The organism is Pseudomonas sp. P42, assembly GCF_017973755.1.
Lineage (GTDB): Bacteria > Pseudomonadota > Gammaproteobacteria > Pseudomonadales > Pseudomonadaceae > Aquipseudomonas > Aquipseudomonas iridis.
Map to the genome: position 1 here is coordinate 287,718 of NZ_JACOPU010000005.1, position 18,855 is coordinate 306,572.

20 protein-coding genes are annotated in these 18,855 nt (G+C 62.0%); 1 reads left to right on the top strand and 19 read right to left on the bottom strand.

The genetic code is table 11. The features are described from left to right. The first annotated feature begins 96 nt into the window (after positions 1-96). Positions 97-999 (top strand): LysR family transcriptional regulator, encoded by a 903-nt coding sequence (locus H8B20_RS18100; protein WP_210624086.1) that lies wholly within the window; start codon positions 97-99, stop codon positions 997-999. Positions 1,000-1,091: 92 nt separating this feature from the next. On the opposite strand, the gene H8B20_RS18105 is transcribed toward H8B20_RS18100, so the two are convergent. The 19 genes from H8B20_RS18105 to H8B20_RS18195 all read right to left on the bottom strand — a co-directional run bounded on the left by H8B20_RS18105 (position 1,092) and on the right by H8B20_RS18195 (position 18,853). Beyond that, complete coding sequence (locus H8B20_RS18105; protein ID WP_210624087.1) at positions 1,092-1,529, bottom strand: excinuclease; 438 nt, start codon at positions 1,527-1,529, stop codon at positions 1,092-1,094. Between the two features lie 155 nt (positions 1,530-1,684). Then, on the bottom strand, positions 1,685-2,488 hold the full coding sequence (locus H8B20_RS18110; protein ID WP_042557276.1) for a hypothetical protein: 804 nt from the start codon (positions 2,486-2,488) through the stop codon (positions 1,685-1,687). Between the two features lie 25 nt (positions 2,489-2,513). Next, on the bottom strand, positions 2,514-3,740 hold the full coding sequence (locus H8B20_RS18115; protein WP_047299407.1) for a beta-ketoacyl-ACP synthase: 1,227 nt from the start codon (positions 3,738-3,740) through the stop codon (positions 2,514-2,516). Further along, positions 3,740-4,468: a 3-ketoacyl-ACP reductase FabG2 gene (locus H8B20_RS18120; RefSeq protein ID WP_047299408.1), complete on the bottom strand. Its 729-nt coding sequence runs from the start codon at positions 4,466-4,468 to the stop codon at positions 3,740-3,742. Before H8B20_RS18120 ends, H8B20_RS18115 begins: the two co-directional genes overlap by 1 nt. Next, complete coding sequence (locus H8B20_RS18125) at positions 4,461-4,925, bottom strand: hotdog family protein (protein WP_210624088.1); 465 nt, start codon at positions 4,923-4,925, stop codon at positions 4,461-4,463. The genes H8B20_RS18120 and H8B20_RS18125 overlap by 8 nt, the downstream gene beginning before the upstream one ends. Further along, on the bottom strand, positions 4,922-6,118 hold the full coding sequence (locus H8B20_RS18130; RefSeq protein ID WP_210624089.1) for a beta-ketoacyl-[acyl-carrier-protein] synthase family protein: 1,197 nt from the start codon (positions 6,116-6,118) through the stop codon (positions 4,922-4,924). The genes H8B20_RS18125 and H8B20_RS18130 overlap by 4 nt, the downstream gene beginning before the upstream one ends. Then, positions 6,115-6,597 (bottom strand): hypothetical protein, encoded by a 483-nt coding sequence (locus H8B20_RS18135; protein ID WP_210624090.1) that lies wholly within the window; start codon positions 6,595-6,597, stop codon positions 6,115-6,117. The genes H8B20_RS18130 and H8B20_RS18135 overlap by 4 nt, the downstream gene beginning before the upstream one ends. Before the next feature lie 131 nt (positions 6,598-6,728). After that, a complete protein-coding gene (locus tag H8B20_RS18140; RefSeq protein ID WP_210624091.1) occupies positions 6,729-7,454 on the bottom strand; it encodes a class I SAM-dependent methyltransferase in 726 nt (241 codons plus the stop codon). Further along, on the bottom strand, positions 7,451-8,698 hold the full coding sequence (locus H8B20_RS18145; RefSeq protein WP_210624092.1) for an NAD(P)/FAD-dependent oxidoreductase: 1,248 nt from the start codon (positions 8,696-8,698) through the stop codon (positions 7,451-7,453). Before H8B20_RS18145 ends, H8B20_RS18140 begins: the two co-directional genes overlap by 4 nt. Continuing rightward, on the bottom strand, positions 8,685-9,848 hold the full coding sequence (locus H8B20_RS18150; protein ID WP_210624093.1) for a cation:proton antiporter: 1,164 nt from the start codon (positions 9,846-9,848) through the stop codon (positions 8,685-8,687). The genes H8B20_RS18145 and H8B20_RS18150 overlap by 14 nt, the downstream gene beginning before the upstream one ends. Beyond that, a complete protein-coding gene (locus tag H8B20_RS18155) occupies positions 9,845-12,184 on the bottom strand; it encodes an MMPL family transporter (protein WP_210624094.1) in 2,340 nt (779 codons plus the stop codon). Before H8B20_RS18155 ends, H8B20_RS18150 begins: the two co-directional genes overlap by 4 nt. Then, the gene (locus tag H8B20_RS18160) at positions 12,168-12,770 is read right to left on the bottom strand and encodes an outer membrane lipoprotein carrier protein LolA (RefSeq protein WP_210624095.1); all 603 of its coding nucleotides are present in this window, start codon (positions 12,768-12,770) and stop codon (positions 12,168-12,170) included. Before H8B20_RS18160 ends, H8B20_RS18155 begins: the two co-directional genes overlap by 17 nt. Next, positions 12,767-13,192: an acyl-CoA thioesterase gene (locus H8B20_RS18165; protein WP_095187415.1), complete on the bottom strand. Its 426-nt coding sequence runs from the start codon at positions 13,190-13,192 to the stop codon at positions 12,767-12,769. Before H8B20_RS18165 ends, H8B20_RS18160 begins: the two co-directional genes overlap by 4 nt. Then, complete coding sequence (locus H8B20_RS18170) at positions 13,185-14,729, bottom strand: HAL/PAL/TAL family ammonia-lyase (RefSeq protein WP_150593960.1); 1,545 nt, start codon at positions 14,727-14,729, stop codon at positions 13,185-13,187. The genes H8B20_RS18165 and H8B20_RS18170 overlap by 8 nt, the downstream gene beginning before the upstream one ends. Continuing rightward, positions 14,710-15,657 (bottom strand): LpxL/LpxP family acyltransferase, encoded by a 948-nt coding sequence (locus H8B20_RS18175; protein WP_150593961.1) that lies wholly within the window; start codon positions 15,655-15,657, stop codon positions 14,710-14,712. The genes H8B20_RS18170 and H8B20_RS18175 overlap by 20 nt, the downstream gene beginning before the upstream one ends. After that, positions 15,654-16,388, bottom strand: a complete 735-nt coding sequence (locus tag H8B20_RS18180; RefSeq protein ID WP_210624096.1) for a glycosyltransferase family 2 protein — start codon at positions 16,386-16,388, stop codon at positions 15,654-15,656. Before H8B20_RS18180 ends, H8B20_RS18175 begins: the two co-directional genes overlap by 4 nt. Then, positions 16,381-18,060 carry an acyl-CoA synthetase family protein gene (locus tag H8B20_RS18185; RefSeq protein WP_210624097.1) on the bottom strand — a complete coding sequence of 560 codons (1,680 nt, stop codon included), beginning with the start codon at positions 18,058-18,060 and terminating at the stop codon, positions 16,381-16,383. Before H8B20_RS18185 ends, H8B20_RS18180 begins: the two co-directional genes overlap by 8 nt. Next, entirely contained in the window at positions 18,057-18,602 is a 546-nt protein-coding gene (locus H8B20_RS18190) for a COG4648 family protein (RefSeq protein ID WP_210624098.1), read from the bottom strand. Before H8B20_RS18190 ends, H8B20_RS18185 begins: the two co-directional genes overlap by 4 nt. Further along, a complete protein-coding gene (locus H8B20_RS18195; RefSeq protein WP_042557293.1) occupies positions 18,599-18,853 on the bottom strand; it encodes an acyl carrier protein in 255 nt (84 codons plus the stop codon). The genes H8B20_RS18190 and H8B20_RS18195 overlap by 4 nt, the downstream gene beginning before the upstream one ends. Positions 18,854-18,855 lie beyond the last annotated feature (2 nt).

Below are 18,855 nucleotides of genomic sequence, written 5' to 3' on the forward strand. Positions count from 1 at the left end.
CGGGCAGGCAATGAAAAAATCATATAGCTGGCTAATGTTTCTTTCCAATATATTGTTCGACCTGTTTGATAGCTTTAACGACCTAATGGGGTTTCTATGGAATTGCGTCACCTGCGCTACTTCATCGCCGTCGCCGAAGAATTGCATTTCGGCCGCGCAGCACAGGTGCTGGGCATCTCCCAGCCACCACTGAGCCAGCAGATTCAGGCGCTCGAGCAAGAGGTCGGTGCACGTCTTTTTGAACGGACCAATCGTCGGGTGGAGCTGAGTGAGGCCGGCAGATTGTTTTTGGAAGAGGCGCGGCTGGTGCTGGCGCAAGTCGACAAAGCGGCGGATGTCGCCCGTCGTGCGCAACTCGGCGAACTTGGGGAACTGAAGATCGGTTTCACCTCATCGGCGCCGTTCAACTCGACCATTCCGCAGGCGATCTTTTCATTTCGCCAGCGGTTTGCGGCGGTGCATCTGCATTTGCGTGAGATGAGTAGCACCCAGGTTGCCGAGGCGCTGGTCGACGAATCAATTGAAGTCGGCATCATGCGCCCGCTGGGTTTGCCGGATTCGTTGAGCGTGGTGGAATTGATGCGCGAGCCGCTGGTCGCCGTGCTCAGTTCCAAGCATCCGTTGGCGCAGGGCAGCGAGGAGGGTTTGTTTCTCTCGGCGCTGGCGCCGGAGCCTTTCGTGTTCTTCCCGCGCAGTTATGGCAGCGGTCTCTACGCGCAACTGCTCAGCCTGGCGCGCGACGCCGGTTTCAGCCCGCATTTCGCCCAAGAGGCCGGCGAAGCCATGACCATCATCGGTCTGGTGGCGGCGGGGTTGGGCGTGTCGGTGTTGCCGGCGTCCTACCAGCGGATGCGCATCGACGGCGTGGTCTACCGGCCGCTGCTCGACCCCGCAGCGGTGTCGGCCGTATGGCTTGTGCAGCGCAAGGATCAGAAATCGCCGATGGCCAAGGCGTTTGTCGACCTGCTTACAAGTAAGGTCGAGCCTCTGAAAACCTGAAGTCAAAAGATCGCAGCCTTCGGCAGCTCCTACAGGGAAAGGCATTCCAAATGTAGGAGCTGCCGAAGGCTGCGATCTTTTGATCTTGCCCTTCAAGGCAACCGCACCAAATCCCCCTTCAACGCCACCCGCGTGACAAAAATCCCCGCTCGACACTCGTAAGTATTCAAATCCCTGCGCACATGCTGGTCGTAATAACTGACGATATTGGTCACCGCATTCGCCCCGACCCGCTTGGCCTCGGCCTGCAACTTGATCAGGTTTGACTGCAACACCCACTCGCACGAGAACTGATCACTCTTGTTGAACCCGTTGGTGCTCAGATCACTGACCACGCCCCTCCTTAGCAACTGTTGAGTTCCCAGCGGCCCATTGCCAACCAGATAGAACTTCACACTGCCATCCAGCCGCCCGGCGCGAAGCGCATCCGAGAGCACGGTCTCGAACGGCATGTACATCAGATTGGTGGCGTGGCTGGCGCTGGGGAGCAGGCAGAAGAGCGTGGCGGCGATCAGGGCTTTCACTTGCATGGTCATCTCCTTGACGGTGAAAGAGAGCAGCGAGTGTTTGATCGACTGGGGCTCGCCGTTCTGGCAGGTGTGGTGCGGTTGCCTGCTTGAACGAGTGTAGATGGGCAAAATAAAAAGGGCGCCGAAAGGTGCCCTTTGTCGTTTCTACAGTTCCATCAATCCACGTGCGCCAAATCCCCACGCAACGCCACACTCGACACCACCAGCCCGGCGCGGCACTGGAATTTCTCGGTGTCTTTGTAGAGGTCGCGCTGGTCGACACTGGCGATGTTGATCACGGCGTTGGCGTCGGCCTTTTTGGCGGCGTTCTGCAGGGTTGCGAGGGCCGATTGCAGGGCCCAGAAGCAGGCGTCTTCGTCGGACTTGTTCGAGCCGTTGGTCTTGCGGCTGCTGCTGACGGTGTCGAGTTTGCGTACCTGTTTTGGCAGGGTTTCGCCGGCCAGGTAGAACTTGACGCTGCCGTCGAGCAGGCCGGCGTCGGTGGCGCGTTTGACGCCTTCGCGGAAGCTGAGGTAGGTCGGCTCGTCGGCGCCTTGCTTGATGATGCCAAGGCTGTTGACGGCTTCGATGTCCGGGTTGATCGACAGCTCTTTGAGTACGTTGTCGCGCAGACGGTTGACCCAGCGGTTGTAGTTGCCGTGGATCTTGCCGTCCTTGGCATTCAGGCCGTAGCTGCTGCGGTAGTCGATTTCGAACGAAGTCGGGGTGAACGGGATGTCGACTTCGGCGTGATGCCGACCACGCACGGTGATCGCGGCTTTGATCATGCCCGGACGCACCGATTGCACGACCCATTGGCGATCATTGAGCGCAGTGACGATGGCGCGGCTCATCTGTGATTCGGTGAAGCCCAGGTTGCTGGAGAACTCTTCCTTGGCGTTGTACACCGGTTTGCTGGTGCAACCGCCGAGTACAAAAGCCAGGGCCAGCAGGGCGGCGATGCGGTGAAACTGAGTCATTCCCTTCACTCCAAACGTGTAGCGGTCAGTGCCAGCGGCGGAAAATCAACGAGGTGTTGACGCCACCAAAAGCGAAATTGTTGTTCATCACGTATTCGTTGCTCATCTGGCGGAATTCACCGCGCAGGTAGTCGAGCTTGCCGCAGTGCGGATCGACCTCATCGAGGTTGAACGTGTGCACGTACAGGTCGCGGTTGAGCATTTCGATGCTGAACCACGACTCCAGCGCTCCGCAGGCCCCCAGCGTATGGCCGAGAAAACTCTTCTGCGAGCTGATCGGCATGCGTTCACCGAATAAGCTGCTGGTCGCCAGTGTTTCGGCAATATCGCCCTGTTCTGTAGCGGTGCCGTGGCCATTGACGTAACCGATCGCATCCGGTGTGAGCCCGGCGTCTTCCAGCGCCAGTTCCATCGCACGGCGCATGGTGGTTTGTTCCGGGCGTGTGGTGTGCTGGCCGTCGGCGTTGCTGCCGAAACCGACGATCTCGGCGTGGATATGTGCACCGCGAGCAAGAGCGTGTTCCAGCTCTTCGAGCACCAGCATGCCGCCACCTTCACCGATCACCAGGCCATCGCGGCCCTTGTCGTACGGGCGTGGGCTGGTCTGTGGCGCGTCGTTTTTCAGGCTGGTGGCGTAGAGCGCATCGAACACCATCGCTTCGGTCGGGCAGAGTTCTTCGGCGCCGCCGGCGAGCATCAGCGGCAGGCGTCCGAACTTGATTGCCTCGTAGGCATAACCGATGCCCTGACTGCCGCTGGTGCAGGCGCTGGACGTCGGAATCAAACGCCCGGTGAGGCCGAAGAAGATGCTGATATTCGCCGCTGTGGTGTGCGGCATCATGCGCACGTAGGAGTTGGCGTTGAGGCCCTCGGCCACCGAGTTGAGCAGCATGTTGCCGAACGCCTTGATCTCGTCGGTGCTGCCGGTGGACGACCCGCAGGCCACGCCCATACGCCCGTCCTTGATCGATGCGTCGCCGAGCAGGCCGGCGTCGGCCAGGGCTTGTTCCGCTGCCCCGACAGCCAGACGCGAAACCCGACCCATGCTGCGCAGTTGCTTGCGGGTCCAGTGCGCCGGGACGACGAAATCATCGATGGGGCCGGCAAGACGCGTGTTCAGTTCGCTGAAGCGATCCCACTCGTCCATTCGGCGGATGCCGCTGCGGTTGGCCGCGAAGTTGCCAGCGATGGTCTGCCAGTCGCTGCCCAGCGAGGTGATGCCGGCCATGCCGGTGACAACGACGCGCTTCATCAGCACAAGCCTCCGTTGACCGCCAGGACCTGGCGGGTGATGTACGAGGCTTCCGCCGACATCAGGAAATTCACGGCACTGGCCACCTCTTCAGGGGTGCCCATGCGTTGCGCGGGGATCATTTTCATCAATTCTTCCACCGGCACGTTTTCGTCGAGCATCGCTGTGTCGATCAAGCCTGGCGCGACGCAGTTAACGGTGATTTTGCGCTTGCCCAGTTCGATCGCCAACGCTTTTGCGGCGCCGATGACACCGGCCTTGGAGGCGCTGTAGTTGACCTGGCCACGGTTGCCGATCAATCCCGACACCGAAGTGATGCAAACGATGCGACCAGCGGCGCGGCGACGGATCATCGGCATCATCACCGGGTGCAGGACGTTGTAGAAACCGTCGAGGTTGGTGCGCAGCACCACGTCCCAATCGTCGTCGCTCAGGGCTGGGAAGGCACCGTCGCGGGTCAGCCCGGCATTGAGCACCACACCGTAATAGGCACCGTGGGTTTCAACGTCGGCTTCGAGAATGGTTTTGCAGGTTTCACGGTCGGCGACATCGAACTGCAGGATGCGCGCGTTGCGGCCCAGCGCTTGAATTTCAGCCTGCACTGCCTGGGCTTCGGCGACGCCGCTGCGGCAATGCAGGACGATGTCGTGCCCGGCCTGCGCCAGACGCAAGGCAATGGCGCGGCCGATGCCCCGGCTGGAGCCGGTGACCAGTACGGATTCAGTCATCGTTCGACTCCTGTGTCTGTTGCAGATATTGGGACGGTTGCGGCGGGCGGAACACATTCAGTCGGGCGCTGGCCTGGATGCCGGGCGCAGCGATGTGGCATTCGAACACGCCCATGCCGTTGTCATCTTCCAGCGAGCGGATGCCATGGACGGTCAACTCGCTGCCGGCCGGAAACGCTTCGACGTTGCACTCGAACTTGCGTGTGCCGAGCAGGAAACCCAGTTCCACCGGGTTGCCTTTGCGCCGTGCATGACAACCGGCGAACGCGGCGACGCTTTGTGCCATCAGCTCGACGCCGACCCACGCCGGCAGGCTGCCGTCGGGCAGGCTGAACAGGCCGTCAGGCTTGACCGTGAGGCAGGTGTAAATCTGTTCTTCGTCGAAGCGGATGATCTTGTCGATCAGGATCATGTCGCCTGCGTGAGGCAGCAGTTCGGCGAGCGGCCAGTCAGTCATGGGGCGTCTCCGATAATCAGGCTGACGTTGTTGCCCCCGAAGGCAAACGAGTTGCTCATCAGGTAGCGGGGTGCAATGGACGTCAGGGGTTCACTTGCGGTCACCCACTTGAGCGCTGGCAGGTCGGGATCGGGTTGGCCGTCCCAGACGTGCGGCGGTAGCACGTGGCCTGGGTTGTCAGCGCTCAGGCTCAGCCAGCAGAACGCTGCTTCCAGCGCGCCGGCAGCACCGAGCGTGTGACCGGTCATCGGTTTGGTCGACGAGCACGCCACGCCGTCGGGGAACAGCGTGGCGACCGCCAGGCTTTCCATGGCGTCGTTGTGTTGGGTTGCGGTGCCGTGCAGGTTCAGATAGTTGATTTGCCCTGGCTGCAATTGCGCGCGACCCAAGGCTTTTTGCATCGCTTGCAGCGCGCCGCGCCCGCTCGGTTCCGGCGCCGAGATATGGTGCGCATCGGAACTGGCGCCAGCGCCGAGCAGGGCGATGGCCGGACCCTCCCCGCGTTGTTTGCTCATCACGAACAGCACCGCTGCTTCGCCGATGTTGATGCCGTTGCGATTGGCCGAGAACGGATTGCAGCGCTCATCGGATACCGCTTCCAGCGATGAAAAACCGTTGAGGGTCAGCTTGCACAGGCTATCGACGCCGCCGCACAGCACTGCATCGCACAGACCGAGATCGAGCAGGCGCTGCGCGCTCATCAGGGCGCGTGCGCTGGAAGTGCACGCTGTGGAAATCACGTAGGCCGGCCCGCTCAGTTGTAGCCAGTCGACAAGGAAATTCGCCGGGGCGCCGAGTTCCTGTTGCCGATAGTCGTATCCGCTCGGGAACTGCTGTTCACGAAGGAAATGCGCCAGACCACGACTGGCTTCGTCAATGCCCGAGGTGCTGGTGCCGAGCACCACGCCAATGCGCTCGCGGCCATAAGTCTCAATGGCCCGGTCGATGTCATCGCGGATCTGCAACGCGGCTTCCAGCAAAAGCTGATTGTTGCGGCTGCGCTGGTCGGCGAGTTCTGGCGCAATCGCTGCCAGCTCACCGTGCACGGCGGCCACCGGCAACTCACGCTCCGGCACCCAGCCGGATTCGCGACGCATGCCGGAGCAGTCGCCAGCGAAGAGGTTGTGCGCAACTTCATGCTTGTCGCGGCCCAGTGCGCAGATTACGCCGAGGGCATTCAAGTAGGCGGTCATGGCGTCGGTTCACCGAGGGGGGAGACGCGGTAGTGCGGGCCTTGAGGCAGTTTCAATTCGAAGCTCAACGGTTGTGAATAGCGGATATCCCAGCGCGCGGGCAGGGAGCGTTGCTCGCCCTGTTGCTGCGCGGCGGGGTAGTTGCGCAGGAGTTCGCCGGACGGGGTCAGGGCGAACAGCAGCGCGGCGAACAACTCCCGGGCTTCGGGATTGGGCGGCAGCAGGCCATCGGCCTGCCAGCGTCCGTCGATCAGTTGCTGACGTGCCTGGGGAATGCCCAGCGGGTCCATCATCGACCAGCGGATGCCGGAACCTTCACGCTGGATCACCAGCAGCCAGTCCTGGCGTTGCTCGGCGAGGTTGCGTTCGATGTGCAGTTGCAGGGGCAGCGGTAGAGTCGGGTTGCCCGTTGGTAGTGGTGCGTGAGTTGCGCAGGCACCTAGCAGCGCGATGCAGACCAACAAAAACAGTCGCAACACCCAAGAACCTGTGGGAGCTGGCTTGCCAGCGATTGCGTCGGCACGTCCAATATTGAGGATGACTGATCCACCGCTATCGCTGGCAAGCCAGCTCCCACAGGGTGGGTTGTGTACTGATCGACTGCCGTACATCAGATCTCACCTTCCAGCGGCTTGCGCGCAACCACGTTCACCAGCGTCTCTTCCCGCTGCCCGAACGGTTTGGGCTTGAGCAATCCAAACCGCTCCAGCAAACCGAAATCCTTCGACCGGCTCCACCACAAATACGGGTACGAAACATTGCGCTCGCCAAACTCAAAACCCTGCTCGCGAATCATCCCCAGATACTGCGCGGCGCTTTTCTGCACGTGCATTGGATGGCGGAACAGCCAGCGAATCACCCAGGTATCGATGTAAGCCTCGGTCGATTCGGCAAAGAGCAGATAACCGCCAGGCTTGAGCACCCGATAAAACTCGGCCAAGGCCTTTTCCTGCTCGACCAGATGATGAAAGGTCTGGTGGCAGAACAGCAGATCGACACTGGCGTCCGGCACGTTGAGCGTTGCGCAATCGCTGCCGATCAGCTCGACTTGCAATCCCTGACGCGCCGCTTCTTCGGCGCTCAATTCAAGGCTGTGCGGATCGGCATCGATGCCGATCAAACGCTGAGGTGCAAAGGTCTGGCGCAAATGGCCGAACGATTTGCCCTGACCGCAACCGGCATCGAGCAGCACCGGGTGTGCCGGCGGTGCTTCGCTGAACAGCCCACGCAGATCGTTGATTGCCACGCGCAACACGTGATGCTGCCAGGTGTGGCTGCGCAGGAACCAGAAACCGAAGCGGGTTTCCTCGACGTAGCTGTCGCTCAGGTAATTCATGGGGCGTCCTTTGCACAAAGTTCGGAAATCATCTTCAACCGGCGCCGAGCTTCGCTGACGAACGGGTTGCGTTCATCCCAGGCATAACCGGCGAGAATCGAGCAGATCATCCGGCGAATGTCGGTCTGGCTCTGTTCATAAAAAATCACGTCCTGGAAGGTCCCGGCGTACCAGCCTTCGACATAGCAGCGGAAGGTGTCGACGCCGCGTTTGAGTGGCTCGGCAAACTCGCTTTGCCAATCCACCGTTTCGCCCTGCAACTGACGATGCAGCACCGCCGCTGCCATGCTCGCCGAACGCATGGCGATGGTGACGCCGGAGGAGAACACCGGATCGAGAAATTCCGCCGCGTTGCCGAGTAACGCAAAGCCCGGGCCGTGCAGGGTTTTGACGTTGGCTGCGTAGCCGCCGAGGGTGCGCGCCGGAGTATCCCACACGGCGTTGTTGAGCACGCCGGCCAGACTTGGCGTTTCGGCGATGAAACCGCGCAGACAGGCGTCAAGATCGGTATCGCGACCTTCGAAGTGTTCGGCAGCGGCGACCACGCCGACCGAACAGCGACCATTGCTGAACGGGATGGTCCAGAACCAGATATCGCGATGCTGCGGGTGCGTGGTGACGAGGATTTTTTCGCGGTCGAACGCCGGGTTGTCGATGTGATCTTCGACGTGAGTGAACACCGCCTGACGCACCGGGAAATTCGACGGCGCCTCCAGATCCAGCAAGCGTGAAAGCACGCGACCGTAACCGCTGGCATCGAGCACGAAATCCGCTTCGACGCGGTATTCGCTGCCGTCTTCGCGGCGCACATCCAACTGCGGTTTTGCCCGGTCGAAATCGATGCTGACGATGGCATCGCCATAGCGAATCTCGGCGCCTTGCAGCGCGGCTTGATCGGCCAGCAGTTTGTCGAAGTCGGCGCGCTGTACCTGGAACGTGGTCGGCTTGCCGTTGGTGAAGGTGTCGCCAAAATCAAACGCGCTGTAGCGCTCGCCCCAGGCAAACGCAGCGCCGGTCTTGCGCTGGAACCCGGCGGCGTTGACGGCGTCGAGCATGCCGGCTTCTTCGACGAAGTCCAGGCAATGGCTGAGCAGGCTTTCGCCGATGGAAAACCTTGGGAAGTGCTGACGCTCGATCACCAGCACGTCGTGCCCTTTGCGCTTGAGCAGGGCGGCGGCGATGGCGCCCGAGGGGCCTGCGCCGATGATCACGACCTGACGCGATTCCATTTCAACGATTGGCACGTGAGCTCCGGGGCAGTGGATTGTTCAAATTCAATGGGGCGCGATGCAGGCCGATGAGGGCTGGCAGCAACGTCGCGATCAGGCCCATCAGCATCAGCGCGAAGTACAGCGCCGGGGTGATGAGCTGTTGTTGCAACAGCAAGTTGAGAAAGACGATTTCGCTCAGGCCGCGAATGTTCAGCAGCACGCTTTCCCGCCAGCGACTGGCACCCTCGAACGAGGCACCGGCCCAGCCGAGGCCAAGCCAGTTGCCAAGCAGTTTACTGGCAATCGGCACCAGCAGCAGTGCCGCCCATTGCAGCGCGCCAAGGCTGGCGAGGGCGGCGTGTACGTCGATTTGCACGATGCCGAACGTGAGGATCAACGGGATCGCGATCCACGTCTGCAAACGGCTCATCCAGCGCGCCGGCAATGGCAGCACCAGCGGTATTTTCAGCGTGGCCATGCACAACAGGTAACCGATGCCGAAAATCAGCGCATTGAGTTTGTAGTGCTCGGCCAGCACCAATAACGCGAAGAAGCCGAGGCTATAAGTCAGCGGTCGCTGCACACCGAACAGACGCAGCAGCAAGGGCACGCACGCCAGCCCCAGCGGCAGCAACAGACTGCTCAGGTGCAAACTGCCTTGGGCGAGGCCGAACAGGGTCCAGCAGGTCAGATCGATCAGGATCGCGGTTTGCACCAGCCGTCGTGTGGCGGCGGGCGGGTAGTCGATGTGGCGCAGATACAGATACAGCACCGGAATGGCCGTGATGGCGAACACCAGACCGATGGCCAACGAATTGAGCCACGGTTGCGCCGGCAGCAGCCAATAGGCGGTCGCCAGGCCACAGGCGAACGGCACGGCGAAACTCGGTACGGCGATTTTCACGCTCTGGCGATCCAGACGCAGGTCGATCACATCGCTGAGGATGTGCCCGAGCAACAGGGCAAAACTCAGGCTGTAGAGGTCTTTCAGCCACGTCGGCGCAATCAGTTCGACGCCGCTGAGCTGCCAGCCCGGTTCGATCCAGAAATACATCAGCAACGGCAAACCGAAGCTCGCCAACAGCAACTGGCTGACAATCGGAATCAGGCCGAAGTGGCGACCGACGCGGGTCGCGACAAAGAACAGCGCCAGGGCCAGCAGCCAGAATCCGACGACCATCATGCTGCCGGCTCCGCGACTGTTGCGGTGTGAGGGTGACGCCCGGCCCACGGTGCAAGCATGAAACTGAAGGCCAGCCCGAGGCTGACCGATAAACCGAAGTTGCTCACTGCTGGCGTGCTCGATACCGCCAGTAAACCGAATGACAGCCACGTCGTCACGGCCGCCAGCAACGTGCCGAGCAGACTCACCGCCGCGCCGCCGACTTGCTCACGCATGAGAATCGCGTAATCGACGCTGATCGCTGTCACCAGCAGCAGGCCGAACAGGCTGAACAATGTCAGCGGCTGGCCGAGCCAACCGAGGCTGGCCAGACTGCACAGCGCTGCCAGCAACGGCAGCGTGACGATGCGCAGGGCGCCGCCGAGACCAAACGGCAGGATCAACACCAGCACGATCAACACGCAGGAGGCGAGTTTCAGTTGTGCCGCGCTGATCTGCGTGGCGGCGAAAACACTGTTCAATTCCCCGAGGCGATCCACCAGCACCACCCCCGGTAAATCCAGCGCCTGCACCCGCAGCAGCGAAGAATTGTTCAGGCCTTGCAGACTGGTGATCGCCGCCACGCCCTCTTCGGTCGAGCCGAGCCACAGCGTGCGGTAGGGCTCGCCGAGCGGACCGGCCAGCGCGGCGTCGATGTCCTCAAGAGGTAATGTTTGCAACTGCTGCAACTCGTTTTGCAGGGCCGTTACCGGCACGCCGAGATCGAGCAGCGGCTGCCAGAACTGTGGAAGCTTGTTCAGCGCTTGGCGCACTTGCTCTTGTTGACTTGGCGGGCTGACCAGTTGATCGAGCGCCAGAAAACCTTGCAGTTTGTCGAGGTTGACCAGTTGCTCCAGACGTTCGCTCAGTGCCGCTTGTCGTGCGAGCAGTTCTTGCTGATTGGCCGCGCGCACCAGGAAGAGTTGGCTGGTCGGCTGATACCCTGTGATGCGCGCGATGGTCTGCGCTTCGTCGGTCAGTTGCTGTGGCGCGCCGACCCATTGGCGGATGTCGTTTTTGCTTTGCAGTTGCACGAGACCGCCCACACAGAAGGCGATCAACAGCGCCAGCAGTATTGGCGTGCAGATGCGCTCCAGCAGTTTTTCCCGCAGGTTTACTAGCCGTTTGGCCAGATGCAGCGGCCATTGCGCCGGGCGCAGTTCGACATTCTTCAACAGCGCCGGCAGCAGGCACACCGCCGACAGATAGGCGCCAAGCAAGCCGGCGGCGGAGAACACGGCGATTTGCGTCAGCGCCGGGAAGGGCGTCCACGCCAGCGCCAGATAACCGATGGCGCTGGTGATCAGGCTCAGCGTCAGCCCGGGCAGGGTCAGGCGCAAGGCGGGCCAACTGCGCCACGGTTTCAGGCTCCAGCTCTTCGACAGATAGTGCAACGGGTAATCCACTGCCACGCCGATCAGGCTGGAACCGAGTACCAACGTCATCACGTGCATATGGCCGAACAGCGCCACACACGCCACGGCACCGAACAACATGCCGACCAGCACCGGCACAAATGCCAACAACACGCGCCAGCGACGGAACGCCAAAAGCAGCAACAGCAGAATCCCGACTGTGGCGCCGCCGCCCACCCAGGTCATCTCGCGAGTGGCCTGTTGCTGCCCGCTGGCCGCGTACAGCAGACCGCTGGCGGCCAGAATCTGCACGTCGGATTTCGCTGCCTGATCACGACTGTGCTTAAGCAGATCGGCCACTTGCAGCGGCAGGTTCATGTCGAAGGCATTGCCGGTGGTGCGTGCGCGCAACAGCACCCAGCTCTTGCCGTCGGCATCGGCGACCAACGCACCGCTGCCGATGTCCAGCTGCACCGCGCCGTGTTGCGGCTGGCTGTTCTGGATGCGTGCAGTCAGGCCCAGCCAGTCGTCCTGACTCGGCACCAGACTGAAACCGCTGAACGGGTCGAACAGTGCCTGCACCCGTTGCTGAATGAAGGCGTCGGGATGTTCGATCAGGAGTTGCCGGTCACTCGCCGAGAGCATCGCCAGCCGCCCTTGCAGCAATTGCGTGCGCAGGGCCGGGAGGTCTGCTTGCAGGTTCCACTGCACTTTTTCGAACAGTCCGCTGGCTTGCCATTGCTCGCCTAGTGTTTGCGCCATGGCCACTGCTTGCTGGCGATCGGCGTGGCCGACCAGCACCAGTATTTCGCGGTTGAGAGGCTCCTGCATGCGTTGTTCGGCGCGCAGTTCGAGGGCATCGGGGTCGGTGCCCGGCACCAGTTCCATCAGGTTGGCGGACAACGGCGCACCGTCGCGCCACTGCCAACCGGCCAGCGCGACGACCGCCAGCAGCAGAATCAGGAACAGCCAGGGCAGCTTGCGTTCACTCGGCAAAGTCATGTTGCTCCGCGTCGCTCAACGGTTGGCCGGCGGTGCTGTCCTGCATGCGCAGCACGGTGCTGTCGCCTTGGGTTTCCAGCAGTTCGATGGTTTGCACCAGTTCGCCGCCGTCAATGTTGATCTGGTTGAACACTTGCTTGAGCAATAGCGAACGTGGGGTCAGGGTGAGTTTCCACCGTTGCGCGTTGCCACTGAGCGCCAGTTCGAAGTCGCGTTGCAGGCCGCTGCTGTCACCTTGCAGCACAGCGAGGAACAAACGGTTCTGCTCGGCCCCGGCGCTCTTGTTCGGCAGCAGTTGCCAGCCGTTGCCGTCACGCCGGGCAATGCCTTTGGCGCTAATGCGGTAATCCTGTTGCAGCGGGGTTTTCAGCAGCCAGAGCAGGCCCTGGTTTTTTGCGATGACGAAACTGCCCTTGCTGATCAGCGGCTGGGGAAGGGCGCGCAGGTGTTTTTCCTGGACGAACTGGCCGTGGATCACGTCCGGCTTGGCCAGTTGTGCGCTCAATTGTTGCAGGTCAAAAGCGTGGGACAGTGATGACACGGCCAGCAGCACCAGCGCACCAAGACTTCTAGAAAACAGGTTCATCGCAGCATCCTTTCCACGGCATCAGTGAAGACTTTTGGTGAAGCCAGTTGCATCTCGCGGCTGCTCACTTCGACTGCCACTTGCACGGAGCTTGCGCGAGTCAGGCGTTCGCCGCTTTGCAGGTCGGTGATCAGATAGTTGATCTTCAGACGGTTTTCCCACTCGACCAGGCTGGCGCGCACGTTCAGCTTCTGACCGAACACCGCGCCACGCACGTAGCGCAGCTGCAGATCGATGATCGGCCAGGCGTAACCGGATTCGACCATGTGCGTGTAGTTGTGGCCGATCTTGTCGAGCAACGCACAGCGCGCTACTTCGAGGTATTTGACGTAATGGCCGTGCCAGACCACGTGCATGGTGTCGACGTCGAAGAACGGGACGAGAATTTCCGTATCGGCGTGCAGTACTCCGGCGCTACGCATGCAGCCTCCAGTGTTGCGCAGCGATGCGTTGCAGGCACAGGCGCAGTTCGCCTTCCAGTGCGCGGTCTTCGATGACCGGCGGGAAGTCCTTGGCAAGTTCTTCGTGCATGGCGGCCAGCGCAGGCGGCAGCGCTCGGGCGTCTTCCGCTTGCGCGCGCAGCCATACGCCTTGGTTCGCGGCGAGGAGCGTGGCGGCGGCGACCTGTTCGGTCAGCTCCAGCACGCGGATCGCATCACGGGCGGCGATGGTGCCCATGCTCACCTTGTCCTGGTTGTGGCACTCGGTGGAACGCGAGAAGACGCTGGCCGGCATGGTGTTTTTCAACGCCTCGGCGGTCCAGGCGCTGGTGCCGATCTGCACAGCCTTGAAGCCGTGGTTGAGCATCGCCCGATCCGCCGTGGCGCCGGACAGATTGCTCGGCAAACCGTGGTTGTAACGTTCATCGACCAGCAGCGCGAGTTGACGGTCGAGCAGGTCGGCGACGTTGGCCACGAGGTTTTTCAGGCTGTCCATGGCGAACGCGATGTGCCCGCCGTAGAAGTGCCCGCCGTGCAGCACACGCTCGGCTTCGGCGTCGATGATCGGGTTGTCGTTGGCGCTGTTGAGTTCGATCTCGATGAACGAACGCAGCCAGTTCAGGCTGTCGGCCAACACGCCGAGGACATGCGGAGCACAGCGCAGCGAGTAGCGATCCTGCAAGCGGTGCAGCGGCGCGGTCGGCGCGTCGATTGCCAGATCCTTGCGCAGCCACGCGGCCACTTGCATCTGCCCCGGGTGTGGCTTGGCGGCGAACAGGCGTTCGTCGAAATGCTCCGGATTGCCTTGCAGCGCCACGACGTTCAGCGCGGTGATGCGGGTAGCCAGTTGCAACAGGTAATCGGCGCGGGCGTAGGCGAGGCAGGCGAGGCCGGTCATCACGGCGGTGCCGTTCATCAGTGCCAACGCTTCTTTGGGGCGCAACACCAACGGCGTCCAGCCGAGTTCGCGATGGACGTCGGCCGCTTGACGGCGCTCGCCACGGAACATCACTTCACGCTCACCGGACAGGGTTGCCGCGACGTAGGACAGCGGCGTCAGATCGCCGCTGGCGCCAACCGAGCCTTCTTCGGGAATCAGCGGCAGGATGTCGTATTCGAGGAAGGCGTGCAGGCGCTCGAGCAGTTCAATCCGCACCCCGGAAACGCCGTGGCACAGCGACTGCAAACGCGCCGCCAGCACTGCGCGGGTGGCTTGGGCGTCGAGCAGTTTGCCCAATCCGCAACCGTGGAAAGTGTAGAGATGACGCGGCAGCGCCTCGACGTGATGCAGCGGCACCGCGACCACGCAGGAATCACCGTAACCGGTGGTCACGCCGTAGATCACGCCTTCCTTGTCCAGCAGCGAATCGAGGAACCGTGCGCCCTTGGCGATCCGCTCGCGGTAATCGGCGTCGCTCTGCAACTGTACGGGCGCCTGACGGTTGGCCAGGGCCAGCACGTCTTCGATGCGCAGAGGGCGTTCGCCGAAGGTTACCGGCTCATGGGTTGGCGTCGTCATCGGTCTTCCAGAAAGGGTAAAAGTTGAACCATTGCTGCGGAGCTTCAAGGCAATAGTGACTCAGGCGCTGTGCGTAGCGGGTGGCCCACTGATGAATGACCTGCTCGCGCTCGCTGCGCTTCCACACTACGGCGTCGGCGAAGGGTTCGAGGGTCAGGCGATAATGGCCGTCGGGTTGCTTGAGGCACATCAGCAGATTGACCGGGCATTTGAGGAGCCCGGCCAGCAGCCATGGGCCTTGCGGGAATGGCGCCGGATGGCCGAGGAAGTCCACGGTCACGCTACGGCCGCCGTGCAGCGGCACACGGTCGCCGGCAATCGCCAGCCACTCGCCGCGCTCCAGGCGTTCGTGCAGTTGCAGCATGATCACCGGGTCGAGTTCGCTGACCTGGATCAGACGCAGATTGGTCGCCCCGGCTTCCCCCAGCAAGCGGTTGAACTGCTCGGCGTGCTTGGTGTGCACCAACACGTTCATCGTGACCTTTTCGCCGATCTCCGCCAGCGCCCGGCACACTTCGAGATTGCCCAGGTGTGCGCCGACCAGCAATTGCCCGCGACTGCCACGCAACTGAGTGCGCAGCAGCGCCGGGTCGATGATTTCGATTTGCTCGATGCGCAGCTTGCCGTTCCACACGTCGAGCTTGTCGAGTAGCGAATCGGCGAATGCCATGAACTGGCCGAACACCCGCCAATGGCTTGGGCGCAGGTCTTCACGTTGGCTCCAGTCGGCCAGGTGCTGCTGGTATTGCCGGGCGCTGTGTCGGGCCGTGCGGCCAAACAGGAAAAAGTACAGGACGATGCCGTATAACAACGGGCTCAGCAGGCGGCGACCAAGCACCTTGGCGGCGAGCGCGGTGAATTTCATCAGCAGGAAACTGCCGCGCTCCTCGCGGTCGGCCCAGTGCTTTTTATCGGTTTCGACGGTCATGTCCGCCACCGTCGCCAGAGGATCACCGGCAAACGCAGCAACATGCCGAAGAACAGCCGCGCGTGCATGCTCGAAATCAGCGCGTTGTCATGGAACAGCCGGAAATGCGAGACGCCATCCAGCGGGTAATGCACGCTGGTTTCCAGCCAGCGCATCGGCTGATTGCGCCACGCCAGGCGCACCAGAATGTCCGAGTCGAAATCCATGCGTTTGCCGACCTTGGCCGAGTCGATCACCGCCAGCGTCGCTGCAACCGGATAGACGCGAAAGCCACACATCGAATCGCGGATCTGCAGCGACAGTGTGTTGATCCAGACCATCACGTGGGTCAGGTAGCGCGCGTATAAGCGGCCCTTGGGCACGCTTTCGTCGAACAGCGGATAGCCGCAGATCATCGCTTGCGGATGTGCGCGGGACTCCTCAACGAAACGGGCAACGTCGTGCAGATCATGCTGACCGTCAGCGTCGACCTGTAGCGCGTGGCTGAAGCCCAGGCGCGAGGCTTCGCGCAGGCCGGTCATCACCGCGCCGCCCTTGCCCTGATTGATGGTTAGCCGCACCAGATGCACGTTGTCGCGCTCGGCCAGCATGTCCAGCACCCGCGCGCAGGACTGCTTGCTGGCGTCGTCCACCAGCAGGCACGGTAGACTTTGAGCGAGCAGGGCGTCGACAACGGTGGTGATTGCGGTTTCGTGGTTGTAGACCGGGATCACGGCGCAGGGGTTATGCATTGCCAGTCTCCAGAAGGATGCGGCCACTGGAGCAGGTCGCCATGTCATTGCGATAGGCGAAATACAATTTGCCGCGCTCGGGATCGAAGCGCAGGTGCAGCTGGATTTCATCGCCGGGACGCACCAGTTGCTGGAATTTCAGCACTTCCATGCCAGCGAAGGCACCGCTCAGGTTGAGCAGTTGCCGAGCGAGGTTCAGTGCCCATTCCACTTGCACCACGCCGGGTAACACGGGGGCTTTGGGGAAGTGGCCGCTGAAGTACGCCAGATCCGGCGGCACGCTCAGTTGCAGGCTCCATTCGCCATCCGTTTCGGTTTGCTCCAGCACCTCGGGGGCTTTCGGTCGAGGGCCGAGCAGCAGCGCCTCGATATCCGCCTGCGGCAGTTTGCCCTGGCTGTTGAGCGGCATTTGCCGCAGCAATCGCCAGCGACGCGGCAGGGCCAGGGCTTCGCAGTGCTCTTTCAAGTGCTGGCGCAGGGCTTCGGTCAGGCTACGTCGACCGTGTTCGCGCAGAGCAAACAGGCCGGACTCGCTGAGCACCAGCAAGGCGCCGAGGGACGCACGATTTTCCTGAACAACGCCCAAGCGCGCTTCGGCAACCCAGTCGTGGGCGACCAAGGCTTGCTCAAGCATCGGCAAGGAAATGCGTTTTTCTTCGAGTTTGACGATTCGGTCCAGTCGACCCAGCAGTTCGAAACGGCCATCGGCGGCAATGCGTGCTGCATCGGCGGTGTGTTCGACATGCCCGGCAGGCAGATACGGTGAGGCGATCAGCAGTGCACCGTCGTTGTCCCGACTCAATTCGACACCGGCGAACGGCTGCCACAGCTGCTTACCCTGACGCCAGGCGATGCCGCCAGTTTCCGAGCTGCCGAGAATTTCAGTCGGCCACTGTTGCAAGCGTTGCTGCAGGCTTTGAGCCGCGTCTACAGGCAGTGCGCCACCCGAGGAAAACACCCGGCGTACGGCGCTCAGGGCCGGCCAGTCGAGATTGTCGCCCATGCGTTTGAGCAACGCCGGGCTGGCTACCCAGGCGAAGGCTGGATACTCGCGGCTGGCGCGTTGCAGGTCTTCGGGGAATGCCAGTTGTTTGCGCACGAACGTTCGCCCGGCGCACAGTGGCCACAACACGCGAAACAGCAAACCGTAGATGTGCTGGGTGGCGACGCTGCCGATGATGCATGCCTCGGCGAGATCCGCGCCCCACAGCTGTTCCAGCGCCTCGACCTCATTGGCCAACTGGCGCAGGGTTTTGTCGATGCGCTTGGGCTCGCCGCTGGAGCCGGAAGTGCACAGGCTCAAGCGACACTGATCCAGATCCAGCTCGGCGCCGGGAAGTGGCGGCTGATGGAATTCAGCTAAACCACTGTCGCCGGTTTGATCGGTCAGCCACAGATCCACTTCGCCGGACCAGCGCTGGCGGGTTTGCGCCTGCAAGTCCGAAGGCAGCAATACGCTGACGCCAGCGCGCCAGGCACCGAGCAGGGCGATGGCCAGGTCGGCGGCATCTTCCAGATGCACGGCCAAACGCTGCACGCCTTGGGCTTGCAGGCCGGCTGCCACGCTCAACGCCTGCTCGCACAGTTGTGCGTGATCCAATGCCGGGGCCTGGCTGATCGCCCGCGCCGGCAACGCCTTGAGCAACAGTTGCTCAAGTTTTATCCAGTTCATGTACGGCCTCTTACCCGTTGTCGTATCAGCCATTCAATGGCAAACATCAGGCCGATCAATCCGTAGGAGATCAGGCCGGTGTACAACATCCACCAACTCAGCGGCGCCCACAGGGTCAGGAGCGCGGCGCACAAACCGTTGCAGAAGAAAAACACGCTCCAGGCCACCGTGACCTTGCGCGTGTAGGCAATTGCGTTGGCCGGCAACTGCGGTTCACGCAGCCGCGCCAGGCGTTCGACCATCGGCGGGCCGTATTTCAGGCTCAGGCTGAACAGCACCAGCATAAAACCGCTGATCAGCACCGGATACCAGCGCAGCAAAAGCGGGCTGTCGAACAGCGCCAGCAACAGGCAAAACATCATCGCCACGCAGGCCATCCACAGACTGCCGGGTTTGCGTTCGCCGACCAGTGCTCGCGCCAGCCACAGGCTGCCCAGCAGCAGGCCGAACTGCCACGGGGCAAAGTGCTCCATGCCGAAATACACCGCAAAGGGATACAGCAGACCGGCCAGCAACAGGCCGAGGCCGATCAGTCGGCTCATGCGGCCGGGTGAACCAGACGGTAGACCGCCTCGACCACGTCACCGACAGTGCGCACTGATTTGAATTCTTCGGCGGCGATCTTCTTGCCGGTCTGGCGCTTGATGTGGTCGATCAGATCGACCGCGTCGATGCTGTCGATCTCCAGATCCTGATACAGGTTGGAATCCAGGCTTACACGGGAGGGATCCAGTTCGAACAGCTCGACCAGGGCATCACGCAGGGTGTTGAAAATATCGTCACGAGTTTGCATGG